Annotated in this window: 26 protein-coding genes; 23 read left to right on the top strand and 3 right to left on the bottom strand. The window is 41.2% G+C overall.

Annotation, left to right across the window (positions count from 1 at the left end; genetic code table 11):
• Positions 1 to 3 precede the first annotated feature (3 nt).
• The 11 genes from ACZ9EE_RS19095 to ACZ9EE_RS19145 all read left to right on the top strand — a co-directional run bounded on the left by ACZ9EE_RS19095 (position 4) and on the right by ACZ9EE_RS19145 (position 12,895).
• Entirely contained in the window at positions 4 to 1,278 is a 1,275-nt protein-coding gene (locus ACZ9EE_RS19095; RefSeq protein ID WP_476029530.1) for an MFS transporter, read from the top strand.
• A 53-nt stretch (positions 1,279 to 1,331) separates the two neighbouring features.
• Positions 1,332 to 2,177 (top strand): hypothetical protein, encoded by an 846-nt coding sequence (locus ACZ9EE_RS19100; protein WP_476029532.1) that lies wholly within the window; start codon positions 1,332 to 1,334, stop codon positions 2,175 to 2,177.
• A gap of 466 nt (positions 2,178 to 2,643) precedes the next feature.
• Complete coding sequence (locus ACZ9EE_RS19105) at positions 2,644 to 4,389, top strand: DUF4153 domain-containing protein (RefSeq protein WP_476029534.1); 1,746 nt, start codon at positions 2,644 to 2,646, stop codon at positions 4,387 to 4,389.
• A 189-nt stretch (positions 4,390 to 4,578) separates the two neighbouring features.
• The gene (locus ACZ9EE_RS19110; RefSeq protein WP_476029536.1) at positions 4,579 to 5,004 is read left to right on the top strand and encodes an OsmC family protein; all 426 of its coding nucleotides are present in this window, start codon (positions 4,579 to 4,581) and stop codon (positions 5,002 to 5,004) included.
• Between the two features lie 589 nt (positions 5,005 to 5,593).
• The gene (locus ACZ9EE_RS19115) at positions 5,594 to 6,562 is read left to right on the top strand and encodes an SIS domain-containing protein (RefSeq protein WP_476029538.1); all 969 of its coding nucleotides are present in this window, start codon (positions 5,594 to 5,596) and stop codon (positions 6,560 to 6,562) included.
• Positions 6,563 to 6,578: 16 nt separating this feature from the next.
• Positions 6,579 to 7,397: a fructoselysine 6-kinase gene (locus ACZ9EE_RS19120; RefSeq protein WP_476029539.1), complete on the top strand. Its 819-nt coding sequence runs from the start codon at positions 6,579 to 6,581 to the stop codon at positions 7,395 to 7,397.
• Positions 7,398 to 7,483: 86 nt separating this feature from the next.
• On the top strand, positions 7,484 to 8,197 hold the full coding sequence (locus ACZ9EE_RS19125; protein WP_476029541.1) for a GntR family transcriptional regulator: 714 nt from the start codon (positions 7,484 to 7,486) through the stop codon (positions 8,195 to 8,197).
• 233 nt (positions 8,198 to 8,430) lie between these two features.
• Positions 8,431 to 10,011, top strand: a complete 1,581-nt coding sequence (locus ACZ9EE_RS19130; RefSeq protein WP_476029543.1) for an amidohydrolase — start codon at positions 8,431 to 8,433, stop codon at positions 10,009 to 10,011.
• A 69-nt stretch (positions 10,012 to 10,080) separates the two neighbouring features.
• Positions 10,081 to 11,532: a YfcC family protein gene (locus ACZ9EE_RS19135; RefSeq protein WP_476029545.1), complete on the top strand. Its 1,452-nt coding sequence runs from the start codon at positions 10,081 to 10,083 to the stop codon at positions 11,530 to 11,532.
• A 145-nt stretch (positions 11,533 to 11,677) separates the two neighbouring features.
• Positions 11,678 to 12,307, top strand: coding sequence for an FMN-dependent NADH-azoreductase (locus ACZ9EE_RS19140; RefSeq protein WP_476029547.1), 630 nt, complete (start codon positions 11,678 to 11,680; stop codon positions 12,305 to 12,307).
• Positions 12,308 to 12,460: 153 nt separating this feature from the next.
• Positions 12,461 to 12,895, top strand: coding sequence for a hypothetical protein (locus ACZ9EE_RS19145; protein ID WP_476029548.1), 435 nt, complete (start codon positions 12,461 to 12,463; stop codon positions 12,893 to 12,895).
• 94 nt (positions 12,896 to 12,989) lie between these two features.
• Here ACZ9EE_RS19145 and glpX read toward each other — a convergent pair whose 3' ends face one another.
• Positions 12,990 to 13,952 carry a class II fructose-bisphosphatase gene (gene glpX, locus ACZ9EE_RS19150; protein WP_476029550.1) on the bottom strand — a complete coding sequence of 321 codons (963 nt, stop codon included), beginning with the start codon at positions 13,950 to 13,952 and terminating at the stop codon, positions 12,990 to 12,992.
• A 54-nt stretch (positions 13,953 to 14,006) separates the two neighbouring features.
• Complete coding sequence (rpiB, locus tag ACZ9EE_RS19155; protein ID WP_476029552.1) at positions 14,007 to 14,471, bottom strand: ribose 5-phosphate isomerase B; 465 nt, start codon at positions 14,469 to 14,471, stop codon at positions 14,007 to 14,009.
• Between the two features lie 377 nt (positions 14,472 to 14,848).
• On the opposite strand from rpiB, the gene ACZ9EE_RS19160 reads away from it, so the two are divergent.
• The 12 genes from ACZ9EE_RS19160 (at position 14,849) to rpiA (ending at position 25,429) form a co-directional block, all read left to right on the top strand.
• Positions 14,849 to 15,679 carry a sugar phosphate isomerase/epimerase family protein gene (locus ACZ9EE_RS19160; protein WP_476029554.1) on the top strand — a complete coding sequence of 277 codons (831 nt, stop codon included), beginning with the start codon at positions 14,849 to 14,851 and terminating at the stop codon, positions 15,677 to 15,679.
• On the top strand, positions 15,676 to 16,572 hold the full coding sequence (locus ACZ9EE_RS19165) for a sugar phosphate isomerase/epimerase family protein (protein WP_476029556.1): 897 nt from the start codon (positions 15,676 to 15,678) through the stop codon (positions 16,570 to 16,572). The genes ACZ9EE_RS19160 and ACZ9EE_RS19165 overlap by 4 nt, the downstream gene beginning before the upstream one ends.
• A 137-nt stretch (positions 16,573 to 16,709) precedes the next feature.
• A complete protein-coding gene (locus ACZ9EE_RS19170; RefSeq protein ID WP_476029558.1) occupies positions 16,710 to 18,020 on the top strand; it encodes an MFS transporter in 1,311 nt (436 codons plus the stop codon).
• 224 nt (positions 18,021 to 18,244) lie between these two features.
• On the top strand, positions 18,245 to 19,264 hold the full coding sequence (locus tag ACZ9EE_RS19175; protein ID WP_476029560.1) for a dihydroxyacetone kinase subunit DhaK: 1,020 nt from the start codon (positions 18,245 to 18,247) through the stop codon (positions 19,262 to 19,264).
• Positions 19,254 to 19,922, top strand: a complete 669-nt coding sequence (gene dhaL, locus ACZ9EE_RS19180; RefSeq protein ID WP_476029562.1) for a dihydroxyacetone kinase subunit DhaL — start codon at positions 19,254 to 19,256, stop codon at positions 19,920 to 19,922. The genes ACZ9EE_RS19175 and dhaL overlap by 11 nt, the downstream gene beginning before the upstream one ends.
• Before the next feature lie 53 nt (positions 19,923 to 19,975).
• The gene (locus ACZ9EE_RS19185; protein WP_476029564.1) at positions 19,976 to 20,905 is read left to right on the top strand and encodes a dihydrodipicolinate synthase family protein; all 930 of its coding nucleotides are present in this window, start codon (positions 19,976 to 19,978) and stop codon (positions 20,903 to 20,905) included.
• A gap of 83 nt (positions 20,906 to 20,988) precedes the next feature.
• Positions 20,989 to 21,810 (top strand): class I fructose-bisphosphate aldolase, encoded by an 822-nt coding sequence (locus ACZ9EE_RS19190; protein WP_476029566.1) that lies wholly within the window; start codon positions 20,989 to 20,991, stop codon positions 21,808 to 21,810.
• 13 nt (positions 21,811 to 21,823) lie between these two features.
• Positions 21,824 to 22,723 carry a sugar phosphate isomerase/epimerase family protein gene (locus ACZ9EE_RS19195; RefSeq protein ID WP_476029568.1) on the top strand — a complete coding sequence of 300 codons (900 nt, stop codon included), beginning with the start codon at positions 21,824 to 21,826 and terminating at the stop codon, positions 22,721 to 22,723.
• Between the two features lie 17 nt (positions 22,724 to 22,740).
• Complete coding sequence (locus tag ACZ9EE_RS19200) at positions 22,741 to 23,520, top strand: triose-phosphate isomerase (protein ID WP_476029570.1); 780 nt, start codon at positions 22,741 to 22,743, stop codon at positions 23,518 to 23,520.
• A gap of 333 nt (positions 23,521 to 23,853) precedes the next feature.
• On the top strand, positions 23,854 to 24,432 hold the full coding sequence (locus tag ACZ9EE_RS19205; RefSeq protein WP_476029572.1) for a DeoR/GlpR family DNA-binding transcription regulator: 579 nt from the start codon (positions 23,854 to 23,856) through the stop codon (positions 24,430 to 24,432).
• Complete coding sequence (locus tag ACZ9EE_RS19210; protein ID WP_476029574.1) at positions 24,386 to 24,631, top strand: hypothetical protein; 246 nt, start codon at positions 24,386 to 24,388, stop codon at positions 24,629 to 24,631. The genes ACZ9EE_RS19205 and ACZ9EE_RS19210 overlap by 47 nt, the downstream gene beginning before the upstream one ends.
• Before the next feature lie 117 nt (positions 24,632 to 24,748).
• The gene (gene rpiA / locus ACZ9EE_RS19215) at positions 24,749 to 25,429 is read left to right on the top strand and encodes a ribose-5-phosphate isomerase RpiA (RefSeq protein WP_476029576.1); all 681 of its coding nucleotides are present in this window, start codon (positions 24,749 to 24,751) and stop codon (positions 25,427 to 25,429) included.
• 157 nt (positions 25,430 to 25,586) lie between these two features.
• On the opposite strand, the gene ACZ9EE_RS19220 is transcribed toward rpiA, so the two are convergent.
• A complete protein-coding gene (locus tag ACZ9EE_RS19220) occupies positions 25,587 to 25,739 on the bottom strand; it encodes a YvrJ family protein (RefSeq protein WP_476033013.1) in 153 nt (50 codons plus the stop codon).
• Positions 25,740 to 25,802 lie beyond the last annotated feature (63 nt).

The raw sequence follows: 25,802 nt of genomic DNA on the forward strand, positions 1-25,802 counted from the left end.
AATATGAAAAAGATTCCAAAAGCCCGCTGGTACCGTATTGGACTTTTACTATTTTTAATTTATCTGACGGCTTTTGTGGACCGTTCCAATATTGGGATGGCCGCTCCTTTAATGGTTAAATCACTTGGACTTTCCACCGCTAGTGTAGGAGTTTTGCTTTCCGGTTTCTTCTGGGGATATGTGCTTACCCAAATACCGGGAGGATGGGTTGCCGGCAAATTCAGTGCCAAGTCGATGATTGTCTTTGCCTTAGTTGTTTGGGGAGCAGCTGCAATGCTTACCGGTATGGTTCATAGCTTTGCTGCCCTGATGGCTGTTCGTTTTATCATGGGATTGGCTGAGGGTGTTGTATGGCCAGCTTTTTCTATCTATTTTGTCAACTGGTATCCGGACGAAGAAAGGGCTCGGGCGATCAACTTTTCGGAAATGTCGCTTCCTATTTCTTCTATTATCATGTCCCCTTTGGCGGGCTGGATGATCCATACATGGAATTACGAGATGATGTTTATTTTACAAGGAATTCCTCCATTGATTTTAGCGGTTGTCTTCTATTTCTTGGGTGCAGATTCTCCTGCCAAAGATCGCCTGCTGTCCAAGGAAGAGCGGGATTATCTGGAGAAAAATAAGTCAACGGCCATTAAAGAGAAAGGTTCTCTTCTAGAGGTCATTGCGAATCCGAAAATATGGGTGTTTTGTGTCATTTACTTCCTATGGATTACTGGATTGTATAGCTTCGGCCTGTGGATGCCAAGCTTGATGAAACAGTTAAGCAGTTCTGGAATCCAGGCAATCGGTTTTCTATCTGCAATTCCATTTATCCTCGCCGCCATCGCTATGTACGTAACTGCGACTTTGTCAGATCGCCGCGGCGGGAAACGGAGCACGTTTGTCGCGGTTGCTTTAGCTATCGGAGGACTTGCTCTCATTGTGGAACATTTTATTGGTTTGAGTCTTGTTGCTAACATGATTGTGTTGATTGTAGCTGGTATCGGCATTTACGCTGCCATGGGTCCATGGTGGGCATGGGCGATGTCCTTCGTGCCGCGCGATCAAGCGGGGACGGCAAATGGTCTCATTAATCTGTGCGGGAATTTCGGCGGAATTGTAGGTCCTATCGTTGTTGGTGCGGTGGCACATGACGGTAATTTGATCAATGGTTTTTACGTATTAGGTTTTGCGATGGTCGCGGGTTCCCTCATTGCCGCCTTTGTCGCAGGGCGCTTTAAAGTAGCCGATTCAGCAGAACATGAAGCAAGCGGGAAGCCAGTTCAAGTGTAATTACTAAATGAAAGATCTTAGAAAAAGCGTGTCTTTAGGCACGCTTTTTTTTATTGTTACTTACAAAGGTTAGACAGCTTCGGCTTTACCGTGATGGGCTACAATTCCTTATTATTTTGCCGCTTTCCGGGTTCAACTTTACCGTGAGAGGCACAATTCCTTATTATTTTGCCCATTCCGGCTTTTGCTTTACCGTGACAGGCACAAATGCTTTTTATTGTGCCCATTCCGGCTCTCGCTTTACGGTGATGGGCACAATTGCTTTTTATTGTGCCCATTCCGGCTTCCGCTTTACGGTGATGGGCACAATTCCATATTATTTTGCCCGTTCCGGCTTTTGCTTTACCGTGACGGGCACAAATGCTTTTGATTTTGCCCATTCCGGCTCTCGCTTTACGGTGATGGGCACAAATACTTTTTATTTTACCCATTCCGGCTTTCGCTTTACCGTGACGGGCACAAATGCTTTTTATTTTACCCATTCCGGCTTTCGCTTTACGGTGATGGGCACAATTCCATATTATTTTGCCCGTTCCGGCTTTTGCTTTACCGTGACAGGCACAAATGCTTTTTATTTTACCCATTCCGGCTTACGCTCTACGGTGATGGGCACAATTCCATATTATTTTGCCCATTCCGGCTTTTGCTTTACCGTGACGGGCACAAATGCTTTTTATTGTGCCCATTCCGGCTCTCGCTTTACGGTGATGGGCACAATTGCTTTTTATTGTGCCCATTCCGGCTTTTGCTTTACCGTGACGGGCACAAATGCTTTTTATTGTGCCCATTCCGGCTTTTGCTTTACCGTGACGGGCACAAATGCTTTCTATTGTGCCCATTCCGGCTCGCGCTTTACGGTGATGGGAACAATTTCCTTTTATTTTGACAGTTGGAACTGAAACCACTTTTAATGTGTTGAACAGAAACGTTTATGCGAAAAACCTGCCTCGAGATTGGAAGTTTTTGTTAGTTTAAGATTTACACTCAAAAGAAGTGTTATTGGAGTGTTCCTTTGTTTTTATACTATATACTCACATGAATGAAAGAATTTTATCGGTCCACAAGATAATTCAAGTTTAGCAGACTCTTACTTTAAAAATATGATATAAGATGATTTAAGGATATCAGAAATTGATAGTTTTTGGAGTAAACTAGATTATCTTGTTAATTACCCGGGAAATGTGAAAGTTTTTAAAGAAGTTTGTCGAACTTCTCTTGGGAATTGATAAAGTTGGTTTGAAGAAATAGAAGTTGTCAGTTTTTGAAGGCAATCAAATAGCAGAATATACCCATATCGGGTAGCGATACATGGTATAATCTTATTAGAAAAAAATGGAATTATTTAAAAGGGGAGGGTTGAAAAGGATGAATTGGTTGAACAAGTTTAAAGTTCGGCTTACTGGGGTGACTGACGCCATTAGCCGTTTCCCTTTAACTACATTATTCTTGTTAGCTGCAGCCCTAGTTAATGCCAAATCGATTAGCCTTGAAAAGGATGATACGAAGTTACTATTAACCTTTCTATTGGGGGCGTTCCTTAGTGCAGTTGCTCAGGTTGGTTATGAACGATTCTTTTCAAAATTTTCGTCTCGACTGTCGCTTATGGGCGCGGCAGTTATCCTTACAGGAGGATACTTCTTGATTGTTAGGCCAGCTCCAACTTTAAGTACAGAGATTGAAATTCGAACCGTTGTGGCCATGTTTGCGCTGCTTTGGGCTTTTATCTGGCTGCCCGTCATCAATAGCAACATTAGTTTTAATAAAAGCTTCATGATTACCTTTAAGTCATTTTTTATTTCCCTCTTTTTTTCTGGAATTATCTTCGTCGGTATCGATATCATCCTGGTTGCTTTTAATGGGCTGATTTTTCAGATGGGTTATACCGCTTATCCGCATGCGGCTAATATTATCTTTGTTCTTTTCACACCTATTTACTTTCTTTCCCTCATTCCTATTTACTTGATAGAACAGGTTAAGAAGATTGAACAAACTGCACATTGTCCGAAGTTTCTAGAAGTCCTGTTATCTTATATCCTCATCCCATTGATAGGTGTGTTTACGCTCATCTTAGTGGTCTATATTTTCAAAACAATCGGCGGGGCCTTTTGGGATGATAACCTGCTTGAACCAATGCTTGTTTCCTATACAATAACCGTGATCTTACTATATATATTAGTTAGTGAGATTGAGAATAAGTTTACGAGATTTTTTAGAAAAGTCTTCCCCAAGGTATTAATCCCGATTGTTCTCTTTCAGATTGCCTCATCGGTCATAAGTTTAACAGATAGTGGCATTACCCATACCCGATACTATGTTATTTTATTTGGTATATTTGCTATTATCGCAGGCGTTTTATTAAGCTCTTTACCTGTTCGAAAAAATGGCATGATTGCCGCCTTGTTGATTGTTTTTTCTGCCATATCGATTATTCCTCCGGTTGATGCATTTACCATCAGCCGAAACAGTCAGAATTCCACGCTTGAAAATGAACTCTTAAAATATGATATGCTCGAAAATAAACGGATTAAACCAAACGAGACTGTCTCTGAAAAGGATAGAGAGATTATTACTGATACGGTTCATTACTTAGACCAAATGGGATATCTAAAGGAAATTGACTGGATACCGAAAAGTTTTGATGTTTATAACGACTTTGAGGATACGTTTGGCTTTCGTGAGTATCAAGCGTCGGGGGTGGAAAACCAATCTGTCTACCTGACGATGGAGCCGCCTATGTCGATAAATATTGCAGGTTTCGATCGATTTATTCAAATGGATCTTTATCCATTTGATAATGATGGTGTGAAGGAAATCAGTCATTTTGAAAAACAGGGTAAGACTTTTACCCTGCTAGAAGATACAAAAGAGAAACGTATCGATATGAAATTAGCCGATGAAAATGGTAAAGAGCTTATCAGCTTCAATACACAGGAGATCTTTGATAAGTTTGATAATTACAATGCTGAAAAGGGGACGATCAAAGCGGCCGAAGCCACATTCACAAAGGAAAATGGGCGTGCTAAACTGACTATCGTGGTGCAAAATGTTAGCATTGAGAAGCAAACTAAGCAGAACAATGCAGGGATATTTGTGTTTATTCAAATCAAATAGCGTTTAGCCCCTCTCAGTGAAGAGGGGTTTTAGTTTTTTGTATAAAGGGAATAGGGGGAAGTATGAAGGAAAGTGTCCTTCGGAAATAATCATCATACATTAACTTAATAATGAAATGCCGATTTAAATAAAATAAAACTAAGGTACGGCCCAAATGGCAAGAATAATCAAGTAGAAAGGAGAATGACGATGGATTTAACAATTAATTGGAATGGAAAAATGGCTTTTGCAGGCACAACTCCGTCAGGCCATGAAACCAAATTGGATGCCGATCCGGAGGTCGGGGGAGAAAATACGGGAGCAAGACCGACCGAGCTCCTCCTCCAGGCCGTTGCAGGCTGCACCGGAATGGATATTATCTCAATCTTGCATAAAATGCGTCTCGAGCCCAGTTCCTTTCAAATAGATGTGGAAGGCCGGCGGGCAGAGGAGCATCCAAAACGATTTACAAACATCAATCTCCATTATGCTCTAGACGGGGACTTACCTGAAGATAAAGTCATCCGTGCGATTCAGCTGTCAAAGGACAAATATTGCTCCGTTTCCCATACATTAAATGCTGAAATCACGGTTAGCTACTCGATTAATGGGGTTAAAGGGGAAAAGGCGATATAAGGTTTAAAGGTAACTGCCTTAGTAAGGGCAGTTATTTTTATAAACACTTAATTCATAACCCCCGAAGGAGAACTCCAAATTGATTTTAGATAGATAAGAAGGGTTCATAACCCCCGAAGGAGAACCACAAATTGACTTTCGACAGATAAGAAGGGTTCATAACCCCTGAAGGAGAACCCCAATTTGATTTTCGACAGATAAGAAGGGTTCATAACCCCCGAAAGAGAACCCCGAATTGACTTTCGACAGATAAGAAGGGTTCATAACCCCCGAAGGAGAACCCCAAATTGATTTTCGACAGATAAGAAGAGTTCATAACCCCCGAAGGAGAACCCCAAATTGATTTTCGACAGATAAGAAGGGTTCATAACCCCCGAGGGAGAACCCCGAATTGATTTTCGACATATAAGAAGCCATCATAACCCTCCAGGAAAAACAAATTGTATCCGACAACAGATAACCCGCAAACCACACAAACTTTTTTATATTAAAATATAAAAAATAGTCATTGACGCCCCGCATGAAAGCGGTTATATTTAAAACATAACAATAACGTCATATAACGTTATAACATAAAGGAGAGACTAAAATGAATCCAGTAAACGTCATTAACACCATCCATTCTCAAACAAAACAAGGGATTACAGAAGTATACTTAGTAGCTTGCGGAGGATCGTTGGTTGATATGTATCCGGCAAAATACTTCCTTGAAAGCGAAGCTAGAAAAATTGTAACAGGACTTTACACAGCTAATGAGTTTGTCCATGCGACACCAAAAAGACTCAACAAAGATTCCCTTGTAATTGTGTGCTCACACGGCGGAAATACACCAGAATCTGTTGAAGCAGCAAAAGCAGCAAAAGAGCACGGCGCCCATACCATCGGGTTAACCCATAACAATGAAGCAGCATTATTAAGCTATTCCGACCATGCCTTTGTCTACGAATGGGGCGCAGACACAGATGTGAAAAATAACCCAATGGCAATCATCTTAGAACTGGTAGTGGAAACTCTTCATGTTACAGAAGGATATGCCCACTATGAGGCTTTCCAAAACGGAATCGAAAAAATCAACGGGATCATTAAGAAAGGTGAGCAGCAAGTAGCTGAAAGAACAAAGGAGTTTGCGAAAAAGTACAAAGATGAAGAGTTATTTTATATCTTATCAAGCGGTGCTTCCTACGGACATGCTTACGGATTTGCCATTTGTTCTTTAATGGAAATGCAATGGCTGAATGCATCATCGATCCACTCAGGTGAGTACTTCCACGGACCATTTGAAGTAACCGATAAAGAAACGCCATTTATCTTATTAATGAATGAAGGCCGCACACGTGCATTAGATGAAAGAGCGAAAACCTTCCTCGGGCAGTATGCGGAAAAAGTAGAAGTAGTCGATGCGAAAGAATTAGGAATCAATACCATCGCGGATGAAGTCGTAGAATTCTTTAACCCCATCCTGTTCTATAGCATTATGTGTGTCTATCGTTCCGCTTTAGCTGATGTTCGGAATCATCCATTAGAAACTCGCCGTTATATGGGAAAAGTATCTTACTAAATCGAGGGTGAATAATATGATGAAGGTTTTAGGTATTGGTGATAATGTCGTTGATAAATATGTTCATATTAAAACGATGTATCCAGGAGGGAATGCAGTTAACTTTAGTGTATTTTCCAAAAAATTAGGTGTGGAAGCAGCCTTTATCGGAACCTTCGGTGACGATCCAGAAGGGGAACACGTCGAAAAGGTTTTAAAAGAACTGGAAATCGATTTATCCCATTGCCGGCACTTCAGCGGTGAAAACGGCTGTGCCCGCGTCACCTTAGAGGATGGGGACCGTGTCTTTTTAGGAAGCAACGCAGGCGGAGTGACACGAGAAAACCCACTCCAGCTAACGGAAGAGGATATCGAGTATATCAAAGGATTCTCCATCATGCATACCGGATTGTACAGCCATACCGGGCATTTCTTAGAACAATTAAGCACCCTCGGTGTACCGCTGTCCTTTGATTTTTCGGATGATTTTCAGCAGGAGGAAATCAACCAGAATATTCCGTATGTCGATTTTGCTTTCTTTTCCTGCAGCCACCTCTCACATGAGGAGACGGAACGATTTTTACAAGCAAACCGTAAGAAGGACGGGCAAATTCTCGTTGCCACACGCGGCAGTGATCCGGCAATTGCATTTGATGGTGAAAACTACTATTATCAAGCACCAGATTATGTAAAGGCAGTCGATACTATGGGAGCGGGGGATTCGTTTATCACAGCCTTTTTACTGCACTTTTTAAAAAGTAAGGATATCTCCGGATCGATGAAAGAAGCCGCCGCATTTGCTGCAAAAAGCTGTCTTGTGGAAGGGTCGTTCGGATACGGTGTTCCTTATCTTTAATCGTTATTCCTCCTTGTGATCTAGCAAAACCTTTGGTACTCTTCTCTTATAGAGGACATAACGTTTTAAACAAGCGGGGGGAAACCATGTTAAACGCGGACCATCAAGAACCATTATATATACAATTAAAAAAGGCAATTCAGGCTGCTATTTTAAATGATACTTATCGGCAGGGCGAGAAAATTCCAACTGAACCGGAATTAAGTGAGCAGTATAATGTCAGCCGAATCACGGTTAGGAAGGCCGTTGAAGAGCTGGTTAAGGAAGGGTATTTAATCAAGCAGCAGGGAAAAGGTACATTTGTAAGCCTTCCCAAAATAGACCGTAAAATTGAGCACGTCATGGGGTTTACGGCGGCTTGTCAGGCCAATGGTTTTACTTCCCACAGTGAGGTAACGAAAAAAGAAGTGATTAAAGGTGACGCTGACCTTCGGAAGGCTTTACAGCTGGAGAAGGAGGATAAAGTACTTTATATCCAAAGGAAAAGGTTTTCTGGCGATAGCCCATTGATGCTGGAAAATAACTATTATCCCTATAATCACTATTCATTTTTAGAGGATGAAACCTTGGATGGTTCACTTTATGATTTATTACGGGAAAAGTATGATATCTATCCCAATCAATCTGGTAAAACCACACTTGAAATTGTGTTAGCAGATGAGGAACAAGCTCAGTTGCTCAAAACAAGTATTGGTAAACCGTTATTCTATATGAATGCCGTTATTTATGATCAGCATGGCCGACCAGTCCACGCAGGCAAGCAGTATATTATCGGAGATCGCTATCAATTTACTTTATAGTAAATTGGATAGATTCCCCTTAAGTTATAACGTTCTATATCGTTACAATTTAAGGGGATATTATATACAGAGGATGACAGCGCTTTTATTATTATCGCCGATAAATGGTTGACAACCGCCGATTTATTTGTAAAAACCGCCGATAAAATTCAAAAACTGCCGATATCGCCAAGAAAACCGCTGATATGCTGTCACTTTCTACAAAAAAACAAACGTAGGATGAAGGTGCTCTGATGAAAGGTAGCCAAAATACTGCAGACATTGTACTCGTTTCGAATGTTATTTTTTCAAGCAAAGAGGACGAACCGTTCGCAGGATTTATTGCCATCCAGGATAACAAAATTATTGCTGTTGGAACTCAAGGCCAACAGCATCAATGGATTGGCCCGGAAACAAACGTTTACGAGCTCGGTGATCAGCTTGTAATGCCTGGAATTCATGACAATCATGTCTTTTTCACAGGGTATATGTCCATGAACAGAGGGGTGGATTTATCTAAAACTTCTAACGTAGAGGAAGCGTTAGCTCTATTAGTTAATCATGCTAACAGTCTAGATGCCTCGCAAAATGTAAATGCATTTGGCTGGGACCAACAAGTCTGGGGACGCCTGCCTGAGCAGCATTTACTGGATGAGGCATTTCCAGACAGACCTGTGATTGCCATTAACCGTAATAAAAGCTATTGCTGGATGAATCAGACAGCAATCGATAAATATCAATTTACTCCTGATGCGTGCAGTGCGGAAGCAAGGGCATATTTATTAAACGAAATGCTCCAGGACCGCCAAAAGGTGAAAGAAGAGTTTTTAAACTTCTGTCAGCTATTAGCCTCCAGAGGGGTAACATCGATCAAAGATATTGGCTTTGATCAGTATGAACTGCTGCCGGTTTTAACAGAATTAAATCATGAGGGCCTATTGCCTTTACGCGTTCACTTTATCTTAGAGCCTGTATTGGAATCTCTTAATCTAGCTGCCGGCCTTGCTTACCAAAAGAACTATCAGGATGATCACCTCCGCTTCCAGGGCTATAAGATTATGGTAGATGGAGTAGTTGCCGATCATACAGGAGATATGCTCGAACCTTATGCTGACATGCCGGGGATAAAAAACTTACAGAAAGTGGATTATGAAAATATCGAAAATTCTGTTTTAGAAGCGGACCGGCATGGGTTAAAATGTTGTTTAACGGCAGAAGGGGATGCGGCGATTCGACAAGCGGTGACTATTTTAGAAAAATGCCGTGAAGTCAACGGACCGCGTGATGCCAGGCATTCAATTAGTGATTTAGAGTATCCTCATCCAGATGACCTGAAACGGATGGGCGAACTCGGGATTTTCGCGGAAGTATATGCGCAAATCCTGCTGCTCAATTCTTCTTATTCAGAGGCCTATATGGGTGAAGTGGTCGATAAGAAAGACGAACACCGCTTTTATGACTATAAAACCATGCTTGAAGCAGGGATTACGGTTACCGCGGGAACGGATCTGCCTTTATTTATAACAAGCGTACCTGATTCGATTTATGCAGCATCGAAACGGCTGTTCCCCGATGGTTCTCCTTTAGAAGGCTGGTTTCCGGAACGGGGAATGCCCATCCCGGACATGTTGAAGGCATGTACGATCAACGGGGCGAAGCATCAATTCATGGAGGACAAGACCGGTTCGATTGAAGTGGGGAAATATGCTGACATTGCCGTGTTTGACCGAAATCTTTTTGAAACGGAAGCCGAAGAAATGCGCGATGCAGCTGTGGTCTTAACGATCGCTGATGGAAAAATTGTTTTTGATAGGATCAAAGTAAAAGTTTCATAACTTCATTGTTTCTTAGTTTCGAGTAATACGTTATAAAACGTCACTTTAAAAAGGAAATGGGGAACCACCATGGAAGCAAAAGCATTGCAGCCAAAGGTCGTCAAAATGCGGAAAAAGTGGGCATTGCCTCACAGTTACACCCTTATTTTTATTATCATAGTTGCTGTAGCCCTTTTAACATGGATTATTCCGAGCGGGCAATTTGACCGTAAAGAAGTAAAAGTAGACGGATCAACGCGAAGTGTCATTGTTCCTGGCACCTTCCACATCATCTCTAAGGTTGGGGAAAATGGGGATTTACGACAAGGATTATCCGGAATATTAAGTGCACCAATGGCCGGAGTGATTAATGCAGCAGATGTTGTCGCGTTTGTCCTTATTGTCGGAGGGGCCTTCGGGATCATCTTGGAAACAGGAGCGATCGACCGGGGACTGATTGCTCTCGCAAGGCGGATGAGTAATAAAGGAATCTTTGTGATCCCCATCTCCATGCTTATCTTTAGTTTAGGCGGATCCACCTTTGGAATGAGTGAAGAAACTATTCCACTCTACGCCATCTTTATTTCCTTGATGTTTGTCTTAAAATTTGACTCGATAACGGCTATTTTAATCTTATTTTTAGGAACTCAAATTGGTTACGTTGGATCCACTTTAAATCCATTTTCGGTGCTTATCGCCCAGGGTGTTTCCGGAGTCGAAGGCAATCCGCAATTATGGCTTCGCTTTATTGAATGGATTGTCTTCACGGGCGTATCGATTGCCTTCACGATGTGGTATGCAAACAGAGTAAGGAAGGATCCTAAAAAATCGGTTGTGTATAAGAATGATTTAGAAAACCGCGAACGTTTTATTAGAGAGGACGACGGTAAAAACATTGCTTTCTCTGGACGCGATCAATTAATCCTATCTGGATTCGTGGTGGCGCTTGGGTTAATTGTTTGGGGGATTCTTTCTAAAGGCTGGTACATGACGGAAATTGGTGCGGTTTTTGTCGGATTAGGTCTGTATGCTGGTATTGTCGCTAAAATGACGCAAAAGGAGTTAGCGGAGAACTTTGTTAAGGGCTGTGGGGAGTTTGTTTATGCTGCCGTCATTATTGGGCTTTCCCGCGGTATTTTAGTCCTTGCTGAAAATGGAATGATCATTGATACGATCTTAAATTCACTTGCCAACATGATGGAAGGGCTGCCGAAGTTTGCTTTTACGACAATCATGCTGCTCGTTCATAATGTGATTACCTTCTTTGTACCGTCCTCATCCGGTGAGGCCGCTTTAACGATGCCGGTTATGGCGCCGTTAGCGGAGCTGGTCGGGATTAATCGGGAAGCAGCTGTTACCGCCTATCAATTTGGTAATGGACTAACCAACCTCATTTCCCCAACTGGAGGAGTGCTGTTAGCAGGGCTGGCGATTGCGCGGATTAGCTTTGGCCAATGGATTAAATTAATCATGAAGCTGTTCCCAGTCTTATGGGTAATTGCCGCGGTATTTGGAGCAATTTCAGCTTATGTTGGGATGTAAAAGCATGGGGACGGTTCTTCTGCTTCCGAAGCAGAAGAACCGTCCCCATGCTTCTGAGCGTTTTTATTGCTATGTATACTACATTTATATATTATTAATTCGAGATACTCGTATCCAAGACTATCAAAAAGGGGATTTTATATAAATGAACGTATTAGTAGTAAAAGCAAACAACCGTCCGGCTTCTGAAGCAGTTTCTAGTAAAATGTATGAGACTTTCATGGAGAACCTTGAAGGTGTGAACGTAACTACTTATGATGTCTTTGCTGAAGACATGCCATACTTTGGCCAAGATCTTTTTAATGCTTTTGGCAAATTACAAGCTGGCGAAGAGTTAACAGATGTAGAACAACGCATTTTGGCTGCAAAACAAAAAGCGATGGACGCTCTTTCAGCAGCAGACTTAGTAGTATTCGCCTTCCCACTATGGAACTTAACAATCCCAGCGAAATTGCATACATTCATTGATTATGTAGCTGGAGCAGGTTTCACTTTCAAATACACTGAAGCGGGCGTAGTCGGCTTGATGTCTGACAAAAAGGCTGTTATTCTAACTGCACGCGGTGGTATTTACTCAACACCTGAAGCAGCTCCGATGGAAATGGCAGCCACTTATATTAAAAATATGGTAGGCGGCTTATTCGGAATGGAGATCGTTGATGAGGTCATCATCGAAGGACACAATGCTGTACCAGCTCAAGCAGAAACCATTATTGCTGAAGGTTTAGCAAAAGTTGCCGAAGTAGCGAAACGAATTTCTGCAGTTAAAGCATAATTTTTCAGAGACTTACACTATAAAAAAACATACGAAGCCCTCCTTGTTTACCAAAGCAAGGGGGCGTGCTAAACCTACCTTTGTTAAACAGAGGTAGGTTTTTTTGTATAAATGGAAATAATTTAGAAAAAGAGGGTTCGGAGGATTTTCTCTATGGCTGATTTAAAATATTTAGAACCAACAGAGCTGCTTGAAAAAATCTACGCAACGCTGTGTTCAGAGTATGAGGACGCCCAACATTATAAAAGTGAACAGGACCAAAGTGAAATAGAGGTTACGAAGAGCCGGTTAACGAAAAAGATTTTTAATGAATTTGTCGTTGATGAAGAGTATTTTTTAACGATGGATTCGGAGGTATTTAATGAGCGGTACCATTTATATGAGGATGATTTTTTAAGGTTGATCAAGCAATGCAGTGAAAACAGGGTGGAGTATGAGACCTTTGTGCAGATTATTGATGACCTGATTGCGAGTGCCAAGTTTCGACTGCATGCGTTTGAACAGTTGACAGAGGAGATTCAGAAAATACAAGAAGTGGATGAGCAGGAGGAGACGGAGGAGGAAGATGGGGAAGATGAGGAGGAATAAATAGTGTTGAAGAATGTCCTTTGAAAATAAGGGCCACACCCAGTTTTAGTGGGGCGCCCATTGTTGTTAATTAAGAGAACTCTAGGAATTAGACCTAATAAAAGGTTGCATTAACATATTGCGAGTTTTTCATTTCTCCGCCAATTGTGACGAGAGAGTGGGTCATCAAGGCACCATTTTCTCGCTTCTTTACCCCGTCTAACAGCATCCCGCCGGTAATTCCAGTGGCGATAAAGAAACAGTCATTGGTGTTAACAATATCATCTATTTTTAAGGGCATTTCGGGATGTAAAATTCCCATTTGGACACAACGATTAAACTCTGTCTCATCTTGTGGAAGAAGAACAGCCTGGAAGTCCCCGCCCATGCATTTTAATGCCGTGGCCGCAATAACCCCTTCTGGCGCTCCGCCGATTCCTACTAATAAATCAACATCAATATCATCAATGGCGGTTGCTACTGCACCGGTAATATCCACATCGGAAAATAGCTTCACACGGGCACCTGCTTCAATGACCTCGTTGATTAACTCATCATGACGGGGGCGATCCTGTATCATGACCGTTAAATCTTTTATACTTTTTCCAAGTGCCTTGGCCACAGCTTTCATGTTTTCAGTCAAAGACAGCTGGATATCAATCCACCCTTTTGCTTTTGGGCCAACAGCGATCTTTTTCATATACATGTCAGGGGCATGCAGCAGAGTTCCTTGCTGGGCTACAGCGATAACAGCCAGTGAATTTTCCTGGCCCTTCGCCATTAAGGTTGTGCCCTCAACAGGGTCAACAGCGATATCGACGCAGGGACCGGTTCCCGTTCCGAGTATCTCATTAATGTACAGCATGGGAGCTTCATCCATTTCCCCTTCACCAATGACTACTCTGCCTTGCATATCAATTAGATTCAAACGATTCCTCATTGCCTCAGTGCCAGCCCCATCTGCCTCCATCTTTTTTCCCTTTCCAATCCAAGGGTAGGCAGCAATCGCTGCTTGTTGAGAGACATCGAGAAAATCCATCACCAAGCTCTGTGTGCAGACCCTGCTTTTTGTAGGCATATTGTTAACCTCCTCGTATTCATTATTTAAAACCTTTTAATAAAGTGTTAACAATTAACAGGATGAACTATTGAGCAGAAATTGTTTTTCTTTATCGATGATTTGATTGATTTTTCTTGCGGAGTTACCTCCTTGGAAAGAAACACTTAAGTAGGTTTCGACTACTTTTTTAGCAAGCTCCACACCAATTACTTTTGCACCGGCCGTGATGATTTGGGCATTGTTGCTTAGTTGAGCGCGTTCTGCAGAAAATACATCATGGCATTGGGCCGAGCGAATACCAGGAACCTTATTGGCTGCAATCGACATACCGATTCCCGTTCCGCAAAATAAAATCCCTCTTTCAAGCTTTTCTTCTGTAATATCATTGGCTACTTGAAAAGCAACACCTGGATAATCCACTTCGTCTTCAGAATAGCAGCCATAGTCGATCACCTCATGGCCTAAGCTAGCAATATATGACTTTATTTCTTCTTTCATTTGAAACGCGTTATGATCTGAACCGATTCCAATTTTCATTCTTATCACTCCTGTTTGGCTTATTTATCCATATCTTTTCATTTTCTTTCGTTTTTGTCAATAAAAATATTAAATAACGAAAATAAACGAAAATAATTGAAGGGTTTACTAAACTTTTAAACTGGAACAAAAACTAGTTATATATGAAGGTAAATGAGGGATTATCACTAAAAGCATGATTAATTACTTGATATTAAACTCTTAACTTTCGTTTATTATCGAATTTAAATTATTTTTTTCGAAAACGATTGACAAAACAAAAACAAATGATAATATTCTAAATAGAATAACAAATTGGTTACCGGTTGATTTTGCAAACGCTTGCTAGGATTTGAGGGACTGTGTAATCGCAACAAATTTAAAGGGGGAAATGGCGGATGACGATTAAGTTTGGTTGTCACGGTTCAACATGGGTACTCGATTATGATGAGAAGGTAGACTGCTTAGATCATCTTATGGATACCGTTAAGAAGGCTGGATTCAAAGGGATTGATGTTCAGTATGCTTTATTGGGTGAATATAATGACGCCCCAGAAAAACTGAAAGAGAAATTGGATAGTATGGGTCTTGAGTTAGCTGCTATTACCTTACCGTTCAGCTGGGAAAGTGAACAAGAATCAGAAGAAGAGAAAGCGCGGGCAGATTATTATATTAACTTTTTAAAACATTTCCCGAACGCGAAATTAAATCTGCCAGCACGAGTAGGTCCTAATCGCGACAATCTAGTAAAACGCCAAAGAGACATCATTAGCTGTGTCAATGCAGTTGGAAAACGTGCGTACGAAAATGGTGTAACAGCCGTATTCCATCCACATTCTCCATCCACTTCTTACTTTAGAATTGAAAGCGATTATAAACTGCTATTTGACGAACTTGATACAAGATATGTTTGGTATACTCCGGATGTTGGCCATATTGCTGCCGGTGGAATGGACCCAGTTGAAATTGTTAAAAGATATTTACCGATTATCAAGCATGTTCATTTTAAAGACTGCTCTAAAGAGTTTGAATGGAAAAAGATGGGCACGGGTGATATTGACTTCCCAGCGATCGTCCAAGCTCTTGTTGATTATGGTTATGATGGCTGGATTATGGTAGAGGAAGAGACAGAGGAAACGAAAACGAATGCGGATCAATGTATCTTTGATATTAGTAACTATGTAGATGAAAAATTGAAACCAATTGTTAATGGAGTGAAGATTTCATGAGCAAACTAATTCCTTCTTTGCTCGTGACCGAGGTCTTTTTTTCTGTAAAAGATGAAAAGGGGTTCGCTGCGAGTGTTGTTGAGAATTTAGGGTCGCAGGGATTCTATCAATCTTTCGAAATCGGTGATGGATATGACCAAGAGGATCGAAAGAGAATTTTACTTGCAAAAGAAAAAAATAACCTATCGATTTTCCAATGGTTAACCTTTTTAACGTATAAGACGAATTTAAATGTTTCAGCACTTGATGCTGCACTAAGGAAGAAAACCGTAAGTCAGATTAAAGAAAGCTTATATTTGGCTGCTGAGTGCGGTGTATCAACGGTTGGTTTCGTTCCTGGTCCCGATCCAGGCGTCCACTTGCGAAAAGCGGGACTTGAAGCCCTGTATGAAAGCTTCTGCGAAATTTGCGAGGAAGCGGCCACGTTTAATATGCATGTGTCGATTGAAGCAATGGACCGGGAAGTCCACAAAAAGCGGATATTAGGCTTAACGAGTGAGGCTGTACCGCTGATCTCGAAGGTTCGTGAAACCTATTCGAATGCAGGGATTGTTTTTGATACTGCACATGTGACCCTGAACGGTGAAGACATTTTTAAGTCGCTGGAATTGGCTCAATCTGTGATGGATCGACTTCATTTTGCAAATGTGGTAGAGAATCCGAAGAGTGAATTATATGGAGATCACCATATGCCAATCGGTGAGCCAGGTTTCTTAACAATAGAAAAAATGTCTCAAATATTGCAAAAAGCCTCTGAGCTCGGAATCCGATCTGAGAAAGGGCTGCCGGTAGCGGTGGAAGTGCAGGGGAGAAACAAGCATGACTATTTTGCCAATGAAAAAGCGATTCGGGCCGCTTTAGAAAGTGCGATGAATTTAGTTGGGAGTAAATAGTTTCATAGCTATGTAAGTTTCCGGGTTTTATCCTTTTCTTACTCGTTAAGATTGGGATTCCCTTTCTTAACAAAATGTAAGCGTTATCTAATGGGGTTTGGCTGGTATGAACTAAAAAAAGGTATAGGAGGATTTACATGAAAACAGAACAAGCGCTTCGGGCGGACTTACCCGTCAAGGCAACGAAAAAGAATTACCGTTGGACCGTCGTTATTTGGCTGCTAATTGGTGGAATCATTAACTACCTTGACAGAACAAACCTTTCGATTGCGGCCCCAGCCATGATTAAAGAGTTAGATTTAAATATGACGCATATTGGTCTGTTGGGTACCATTTTTTCTTGGACCTATGCGGTCATGCAGCTTCCTTCCGGTTGGTTAATTGATAAATTTGGTGCGAAGCGGGTGTATTCAATCGCGGTTTTGTGGTGGAGTATTGCCACTGCTTTAACAGGCGCATGTAACAAAATGCTGACATTAATTGGTGCAAGGTTCTTACTTGGAGTCGGGGAAGCACCATGTATGCCATCGAATGCCAAGATTACTTCACAATGGTTCCCGAAGAGTGAACGTGGACTTGCAACAGGATTTTGGGATGCTTCCTCCAAAGTAGGTCCTGCCCTTGCTCCTCCTATCCTAGTGGCGATTCAGGTTGCATTTGGCTGGCGTTCACTCTTTTTCATTACTGGTGGGATTGGAATCGTTTTTATCCTCTTATTTATGAAATTCTACAAATCACCAGATCAAAGTAAATTCCTTTCTAAAGAAGAGTATGACTATATTAAAGCTGAAGGCGGTGCAAGTACCGATACCGTTGAGTCTACTAATATTAAATGGAGAGAGCTATTTAAGTATAAAAGCGTCTGGGGGATGATTTTTGGTTTCTTCTGTACCATTTGGATTTGGAATATTTTCTTAACGTTCTTACCTCTATATCTATTAAACACCCAGCATGTTTCCTTTAAAGAACTAGGCATTTATGCTGCCATTCCTTGGGTCGGCGGAATTGCCGGTAACCTTGGCGGTGGTTATATTGCTAAGAAGTTATCCGATAAGAAGATCTGTTCACCAATTAATGCGAAGCGTGGACTCATCGCGGTTAGTGCCCTTCTAGCGGCAGTTTTTGTTATTCTTCTTCCTTTTGTGCATGGATTAGCCATCACGATTACCTTAATGACTCTCGCCCTTTGTGTTATTTCTGCGATTACAGGCAGTGCTTGGGCTTTGTCAGGTGATATTGCACCACCAGCAATGGTTGGGTCCGTGGGTGCGATTCAAAACTTCGGCGGTTACTTCGGCGGGGCATTTGCTCCATTAGTGACGGGAATGATTTTAGATTCAACAGGATCTTATTCGATTGCTTTTATTTCCGGTGGGATCATCGCTGGATTCGCAGCCTTTTTCTATTGGTTTATTGTAAAAGAGCCTATTAAACCAACAGAAGTATAATCTATTAAAGAACAAGAGGGCTGAGATCACAGCCTTCTTGTTTTCTTTTAATCTGGTTTCTGAGTAAAAGCGATACATTTGTCGAAAAATGAGGGAAAATTTAACCATATTTTTTAAAATGAAAATTGACACAATAAATTATGAGGTTTATGATGGTAAATGAAAGTAAATAAAAACAAACGAAAGAATTAATTATTTCTTTTTAATAGAAAGGGGAGTTTAGTTTGAAGAAAATTATTAACCAACCCGAAAATGTTGTAGAAGAAACGATTGAGGGCTTTCTAGCAGCCTTTGGACACTCTTATGAAAAACTTCAAAATGAAAACGGAATCATTCGCCGTGATCGCAAGGATAAAGTAGCAGTTGTAACGGGGGGAGGAAGCGGTCATGAGCCTCTTTTTCTAGGCTTAATCGGTGAGGGCTTAGCTGATGGCGTTACACTGGGCAATGTTTTTGCAGCGCCGCCGCCAAATAATGTAATGGAAGTTGCCAAAGCAGTTGATTCAGGAAAGGGTGTTCTATTTATCTACGGAAATTATTCAGGGGATGTTCTAAACTTTGGTATGGCTGCAGAATTGCTGGAAATGGAAGGGATTGAAACGAAAACTGTCTTGGTTACTGATGATGTTGCCTCTGCTCCAGTAGAACGGAAAGAGGATCGCAGAGGGATTGCTGGTGATGTTTTCGTTGTCAAGATTGCCGGTGCAGCTGCAGAAAAAGGCCTATCTTTGGAAGAAGTAACAAGGGTGACCCAAAAAGCCAATGATCATACGTTCTCGATCGGTGTTGCTTTAGCGCCTGGAACGATTCCTGGTGCAACCGAACCGCCTTATACACTGGCTGATGATGAAATTGAAGTTGGAATGGGTATTCATGGTGAACCCGGAATGGAACGCACGAAAATGATGCCGGCTGATGAGCTGACAGATCGATTGATGGAAAAGTTATTAGAGGAAAGCAGCCTGCAGGCAGGAGAAGAGGTAGCCGTTTTAGTAAATGGCCTTGGATCGACTACTCTAATGGAATTATTTATTATCAACCGCAGAGTAGCAAGAGGCTTGGCGAAAAAAGGAATTAAGGCCTACGACATGGATGTCAACAGCTATTGCACGACACAGGAAATGGCCGGATTTTCTATCACTCTATTAAAGCTCGATGATGAACTAAAAGATTTATTTAATGCACCCGCCAATTCGCCATACTACAAAAAAGAACGCACTGGAGGAAATGTATATGCCAAATAGTATACAAGAGGTACGTCTAACTGCCGCTCAAGTAAAAGAAATGTTCCTTTATGTGGGGGAGCAGGTGAGGGAAAGCAAACCGCTTTTAACAAAAATTGATAGCGCTATCGGTGATGGGGATCATGGGATTGGCATGTCCGTTGGCTTTACAAAGGCAGAAGAAAACTTAAATCAAAAAGAGTTTTTAACTATTAACGAGGTATTTAAAACCATTGGAATGTCGATGATCTCTACAATGGGCGGTGCTTCAGGAATCATTTTTGGAACATTGTTTGTAGGCGGGGTAAAAGGCCTTGATCCACAGGAGGAACTGAATCTGCCTCTATTATCTAAGATTCTTGAGGGATCCGTGACTTCCATTAAGGAGCGGGGAAAAGCTAAATTAGGTGATAAAACGATGATTGATGCGCTTGAACCAGCTGTTCTGGGATTAAAGCAAAGTGTCGAAGAAAATAAAAGTTTACTAGAAGGTCTTAAATCGGCCGAGGAAAAGGCGGAGCAAGGTGTTGAGAGAACAAAGGAATTTGTGGCGAAGTTTGGAAGAGCCAAGTCGCTGGGTGAAAGAGCGATTGGTTATCAAGATGCCGGAGCAACGACAGTATATATCATCTTTAAATCGATGAGAGAATGGGTAGAGAAAGCTTTCGTGCAAGAGTAAACGGGTGGTTCACGTTAAGAACTAGAAATCCATTTATGAACGGGGGAAGTCATATGTCAGTAAAATTTCAAGGGATTATTCCACCAGTATCGATTATTTTTAACGAGCAAGGAGAACTAGATAAAAAGGGAATGGCGACAGTCATTGACTTCTTAATTGATTCCGGTGTCGACGGATTGTTCTTTCTAGGAAGCGGCGGAGAATTTACTCAGATGTCGGTTGAAGAACGTAAGGAGGTTGCTTCTTTTGCAACGAGCTATGTGAATGGAAGGGTGCCCGTATTAATTGGTACAGGGAGCACGAATACTCGTGAAGTAATCGCTTTAAGTCGGCATGCAGAGCAGGAAGGAGCAGACGGTGTTGTCATCATCAATCCTTACTACTGGCCATTATCAGAAGAAAATTTATTTGCCCATTATAGTGAAATTGCGGCCTCCGTGCATTTACCAATTTTCCTTTACAATTACCCTGGCTTATCAGGACAAGATTTGAGTCCAGACTTTGTCCTTAAATTGGTCGAAGCACATGATAATATTGTTGGAATTAAAGAGACTGTTGAAAGTATTGCACATATCCGAGATATGATTTTGACGGTAAAAGGAAAGTTTCCTGAGTTTGCTGTTTTTTCCGGATTTGATGATCATCTTTTCCCTACTCTTAGTCTAGGCGGAGATGGAGCAATTAGTGCAAGTGTTAATATTGCCCCTGAATTGGGAATTGGTGTTTATAAGGCATTTAAAGAGAACCGTTTCGATCAAGCTTTAGCCTTACATAAACGGATGGCTCTCATGCCGACCATGTATAAGTTGGATTCCCCGTTTGTTAGTGTTGTAAAAGAAGCGATGAAATTAAGAGGATTAGCTATCTCTACACATGTTCTCGCTCCTGCTCGTTCCCTTAGTGCAGAAAAGATTGAGGAACTGAAAAAGATTCTTGTTCAAGCTGAATTGCTGCCAAAAGAGACCGAAGTGGAAGCATTGTAAGATGTAAAAAGATCTCCGCCGTGAGGTCTTTTTTAAAAGAAACTTCTATTTGAAGTGGAAAGTTGAAAACAAAGGAGAACGATATGACCAAAACAAGAAGAATGTCTAAGATTTTTGCAAATGATGGAAAATCGATTACGCTGGCACTAGATGGTTATTATTTTTCAACTAGAACAGAAGGTATTGATCAAACAATTGATTTGCTCCCGAGTCTTGTTGAAAACGGACTAGATGCTGTCATTGTTACATATGGTATGGCCAAATTATATGCAAAATCCTTTGCAAATCTAGGGATGATTGTACGTGCTGACTTATCTACAAGTGTATTTGATGCACGGATCCCTGACACAACTGCTTTACTTTCGGTCGAAGATGCCTTGAAGCTTGGAGCCGACGGTGTCATTTCGATGACTTTTCCTGGGGCGGAAAACGAAGCAGCCTCTCATAAAATTGCTTGGGACCTTGCAAGAGCGGCGGATGAATGGAATGTCCCATTTATGTGTGAAACCTTGCCATATAGCTACCATGTGACAAGCCTGGAATCCAATCAGATCGAAAAGATTGCCGCTGCTGCACGGCTTGGGATGGAGCTTGGTGCAGATATTATTAAAACAAGACTTACCGGAGAACCAGAGGATGCTAGAATCATAGAATCGGCCAAATGTCCAGTATTTGTTTTAGGAGGTCCCAAAACCGCTAACCTCCTTGATTATTTTCGATATGTAAAGCATTGCTTTGATGCAGGTGCCAAGGGGATTGCGGTTGGCCGGAACATAACCCTGGATCGAAATCCAGTTGGTGTGGTGGCCGGTTTGAATACCATTATTCATCAGAATGGTACCCCTGAAGACGCGGTTCAGGCTTATCAGCAAAAATTAGACATGGTCAGTATTAATAATCGATAAAGGAGAAATGAAGATGAGTACTCAATTTATTCCATCCCTGCTTGTACCGGAGATTTATTTTCCCGCTAAAAGTGAAAAAGGCTTTACGGTCAGCTTAATTGAAAAAATGGCAGAACAAGGATTCTATCAATCTTATGAAATTGGGGACGGACAAGATCAACAGGAGCGAAAAGCGATCTTAGCATTAAAGGAGAAGCATCATTTTCAACTTACCCAATGGTTAACTTTTCTAATTGATCAGTACAATCTAGATGTGTCTTCTGTGGATACACAACTTCGTCTGGAATCCGTTAAAAGGATAAAGGAAAGCATTTATTTAGCGGCAGAGTGTGGTGCTTCCAATATTGCTTTTGTTCCTGGGGCAGATCCTGGTGCTGATCGACGATTAGAGGCTGTAGAAGGATTTTATGAGAGTTTGTGCGAAATCTGTGAGGAAGCTTCTCGTTATCATATAAATGTGCTGGTTGAACATCTTGATCGCTATGCGCATAAGAAACGTGTGATTGGTCCCATGGATGAAACGGTCCAATTACTTTCAAGAGTCAAAACGGACTATCAAAATATTGGTCTAGCCTTCGATACGGCCCATGCAGCCCTGAATGGAGAGGACATTTTGGATGCTTTGGTATTAGCGAAATCCCACACCCATCAAATTCATTTTTCCAATGCGGTTTTGGATCAAACAAGCCCATTGTATGGTGATTACCATATGGAAATCGGCGAACCGGGATTCTTAACTGTAGGAAAAATCAGTGATATTTTACGAAAAGCAGATGAGCTCAGCCTTCAATCTGAAAAGGGGCTTCGTGTCGCTGTAGAAGTAAGAGGAAAAGATGTAGATAACCTACAGGCTAACGAGAGTACAGTTAGAACCATTTTAGAAGAAGCCTTAAATTTAGTTGGCAGCAGATAAAGAGGAGGGGATCTAAGTTGAAGAAAATTTGGATTGGTACCAACTGGAAAATGACGAAGACAATTGCTGAAGGTTTGGACTTTACAAACGGGCTTAAAAAGATTGCAGAGGCAATTTCGCCTAACATCCAGTTATTTATTATCCCTTCCCATACATCTCTGGTCCCGATTAAAGAGGTTATCTCCAGTTCAACTATTTATTTGGGTGCACAAAACATGCATTGGGAGGATAGTGGCGCCTATACGGGTGAGATTTCCCCACGAATGTTAGATGAAATCGGCATAGACATGATTGAACTAGGACATTCGGAACGAAGGCAATATTATAATGAAACCGATGAAGCCATTAATAAAAAGGTCTTTGCTGCTTTAAAGTACTCCATTCAACCACTTATCTGTATCGGTGAAAACTTAGAACAGAAGAATAATTTGATTTCAAAAGAGACATTATCCGCACAGCTAAAGGTTTGTTTAAAGGGATTGTCAAAGGAGCAGGCTAAAGGGGTATTAATTGCATATGAACCTGTATGGGCAATTGGGGAGCAAGGAATTCCTGCCGATGCGGAATACGTGGAAGAAATTCATGATTTTCTCCGTCAAACTTTGATTGGACTTTTTGATGATACTGGGATGGAGATCCCCATTTTGTATGGTGGCAGCGTTAATCATGATAATTTTCTTAAATATATTAATCTTGAAAATGTAAATGGACTTTTCGTTGGCAGGGCAGCCTGGGAAATTGATAGCTTCCAGCAAATCCTTTATCAACTAGAATCCCATTTTAAAAAGTGCAGGTAAACTACTCCTATGATTAAATCCCCTCCGTAGTTGATAGACTGGGAATGTGTCTATTATCTACGGAGGGGATTTTTCTAACGGATTACCCGCTAAATATGGAGATAAATCGGTTTTGTATTTTCTTTCTTTCTTTATCAGTATTTATCGGATTTTCGTTTTGAAACAAAGAGAAACAAAATGAATTGAAAGTCAATATAAAATAAAAGAAAAAAAACTTAGCGTAATCAGCGTTTTAACAGGACTTTTTAGCTATTAACCTTTATAATATGGTTACTAATATTATTTTGGAAGAATGTTTAGTAAATTATCGAAAATAAATGAAAGGGTGAAACTATGTTCGCTGATCAACGCAGAAATTTAATTATAGAGATTCTGACAGAAAAAGGAACAGTAACCGTAAATGATTTAACTAATTTACTTGATATATCTGCAGCAACGATACGATCGGATCTAAACCAGATGGAGAAGCAAGGTCTGCTTATTCGCACTCATGGCGGGGCTATGCTGAAAGCGGAGGAAACGGATAATACTTTTGATAAAACCTATGAAAATCGTGAAAAAAAGTTCCGTGCTGAAAAGCAACGAATCGGCTATAGTGCGCTCAAGTATATCCACGAAGGGCAATGTATTTTGTTAGATGCGAGTACGACATGTTTTGAACTTGCCAAGTATCTAAGTGAGACAAAAATGAAGTTAACGGTAGTAACCAGTGGAATCGCAACGGCCGCGATGCTAAAAGAAAATCCTCATTTAACGGTCATTATCATTGGCGGGATTGTCCGGAACTCTTCTAATTCTGTTGAAGGGCTTTTAGGAGAAGAACTGTTAAGAAAGATTAATATCGATCTTCTTTTTACCTCGGCTTATGCTTTTAACACAAGGGATGGGCTTTCTGATTTTAGCTCTGTATGAAGTGGAATTAAAAAGGGTGATGGTTTCTGTTGCCAATCAAGTCATTGCTTTGCTGGATCATAGTAAAATGAATAAAAGTTCTAGTGCAACCTTTGCCCGTCCTGATGAGATGGATATATTTATTACCGACAAGCATGTTTCTGAAGAAACACTTGAATTTTTTGCTGCTAATAACATCGAGTTAGAAATTGCCGAATAAACAACAGGAGGCCGGCTTCATTATGAAACCGGCCTTTGTTATTATATTTTTTCATTTGAGTGATGTTTATAACCTGACCTGAATGGATTGATTTTGAAAAATAACGAGGTGGTTTTTGTGTTAAGTGGTGTCGATTTAAAGAAAAAGGCTGTTGGAGAAAAAGCAGTGGAATATATCCAGGATAAAATGGTCATTGGCTTGGGTTCAGGATCTACTGTCTATTGGATGATGAAAAAATTAGGTGAATTAGTCAGTGAAGGTCTCAGTGTGAAAGGCGTCCCTTCATCGGTGCGGACAGAAGGATGGGCCAAGGAATTTGGCATCCCGTTAGTGTATTTTTCCGAGGTCAGTCGATTAGATTTAGCTATTGATGGTGCCGATGAGGTGGACCCCGATTACAATCTAATCAAAGGTGGCGGAGGGTCGTTACTTCGCGAAAAACTCGTGGATGCAGCAGCAGACAGGCTTATTATTGTGGTCGATGATTCTAAATTGGTACCAGCACTTGGAACCTTCCCCTTACCGGTGGAGGTAGTGCCTTTTGGCTGGGAACAAACGGCGCAAAGACTAGCGAAGCTGGATTGTACACCGAAATTAAGAATAAAAGAAGATAAAATCTTTACTACGAATAATGGTAATTTTATTTTGGATTGTCAATTTAACTCGATCACCAATCCGGGTGATCTGCATCAACAGTTAAAACTTACACTCGGGGTTGTAGAAACCGGCCTTTTTACGAACATGACTGATATAGTGATTGTTAGCAACGATGAGGGTGTCCACATTAAGGAAAAGTAAGATAGAGTTTGAGTGGAACAACATGAAGTAGAGGCAGGATTTAATCAAACTGGTCTTTGCCTTATTAAGAGTAACGGGGTTTCCCTAGAATAGTACAAGAAAGCCACCATGTGTCCAGTTATTCACCAGGAGCAGAACAGGTGGCTTTCCTTATATTTTATATGCGTTCCCTCATTCGGTCAGGGAGATTCTGGATCGACTGAACGACTAGATCTAGTTTTGACTCAATGCGATATAACAGATAAAGGGTCACGACAATCGGGAAACCCACTTCACTTATGAGGGGAATGATATTTTCCACCACATTCATCTCCTTTCTCCATTGGATTAACTTGAATAAAGAAGAGGCCGGCTTCATTGCGAATCCGGCCTC

The organism is Bacillus sp. URHA0034 (assembly GCF_056280405.1).

Coding starts and splice junctions, on each gene's coding strand:
- ACZ9EE_RS19095 (WP_476029530.1), top strand. CDS start 4: ATGAAAAAGATTCCAAAAGCCCGCTGGTACCGTATTGGACTTTTACTA.
- ACZ9EE_RS19105 (WP_476029534.1), top strand. CDS start 2,644: ATGAATTGGTTGAACAAGTTTAAAGTTCGGCTTACTGGGGTGACTGAC.
- ACZ9EE_RS19110 (WP_476029536.1), top strand. CDS start 4,579: ATGGATTTAACAATTAATTGGAATGGAAAAATGGCTTTTGCAGGCACA.
- ACZ9EE_RS19115 (WP_476029538.1), top strand. CDS start 5,594: ATGAATCCAGTAAACGTCATTAACACCATCCATTCTCAAACAAAACAA.
- ACZ9EE_RS19120 (WP_476029539.1), top strand. CDS start 6,579: ATGATGAAGGTTTTAGGTATTGGTGATAATGTCGTTGATAAATATGTT.
- ACZ9EE_RS19125 (WP_476029541.1), top strand. CDS start 7,484: ATGTTAAACGCGGACCATCAAGAACCATTATATATACAATTAAAAAAG.
- ACZ9EE_RS19130 (WP_476029543.1), top strand. CDS start 8,431: ATGAAAGGTAGCCAAAATACTGCAGACATTGTACTCGTTTCGAATGTT.
- ACZ9EE_RS19135 (WP_476029545.1), top strand. CDS start 10,081: ATGGAAGCAAAAGCATTGCAGCCAAAGGTCGTCAAAATGCGGAAAAAG.
- ACZ9EE_RS19140 (WP_476029547.1), top strand. CDS start 11,678: ATGAACGTATTAGTAGTAAAAGCAAACAACCGTCCGGCTTCTGAAGCA.
- ACZ9EE_RS19145 (WP_476029548.1), top strand. CDS start 12,461: ATGGCTGATTTAAAATATTTAGAACCAACAGAGCTGCTTGAAAAAATC.
- glpX (WP_476029550.1), bottom strand. CDS start 13,952: ATGCCTACAAAAAGCAGGGTCTGCACACAGAGCTTGGTGATGGATTTT.
- rpiB (WP_476029552.1), bottom strand. CDS start 14,471: ATGAAAATTGGAATCGGTTCAGATCATAACGCGTTTCAAATGAAAGAA.
- ACZ9EE_RS19160 (WP_476029554.1), top strand. CDS start 14,849: ATGACGATTAAGTTTGGTTGTCACGGTTCAACATGGGTACTCGATTAT.
- ACZ9EE_RS19165 (WP_476029556.1), top strand. CDS start 15,676: ATGAGCAAACTAATTCCTTCTTTGCTCGTGACCGAGGTCTTTTTTTCT.
- ACZ9EE_RS19170 (WP_476029558.1), top strand. CDS start 16,710: ATGAAAACAGAACAAGCGCTTCGGGCGGACTTACCCGTCAAGGCAACG.
- dhaL (WP_476029562.1), top strand. CDS start 19,254: ATGCCAAATAGTATACAAGAGGTACGTCTAACTGCCGCTCAAGTAAAA.
- ACZ9EE_RS19185 (WP_476029564.1), top strand. CDS start 19,976: ATGTCAGTAAAATTTCAAGGGATTATTCCACCAGTATCGATTATTTTT.
- ACZ9EE_RS19190 (WP_476029566.1), top strand. CDS start 20,989: ATGACCAAAACAAGAAGAATGTCTAAGATTTTTGCAAATGATGGAAAA.
- ACZ9EE_RS19195 (WP_476029568.1), top strand. CDS start 21,824: ATGAGTACTCAATTTATTCCATCCCTGCTTGTACCGGAGATTTATTTT.
- ACZ9EE_RS19205 (WP_476029572.1), top strand. CDS start 23,854: ATGTTCGCTGATCAACGCAGAAATTTAATTATAGAGATTCTGACAGAA.
- ACZ9EE_RS19210 (WP_476029574.1), top strand. CDS start 24,386: ATGCTTTTAACACAAGGGATGGGCTTTCTGATTTTAGCTCTGTATGAA.
- ACZ9EE_RS19220 (WP_476033013.1), bottom strand. CDS start 25,739: ATGAATGTGGTGGAAAATATCATTCCCCTCATAAGTGAAGTGGGTTTC.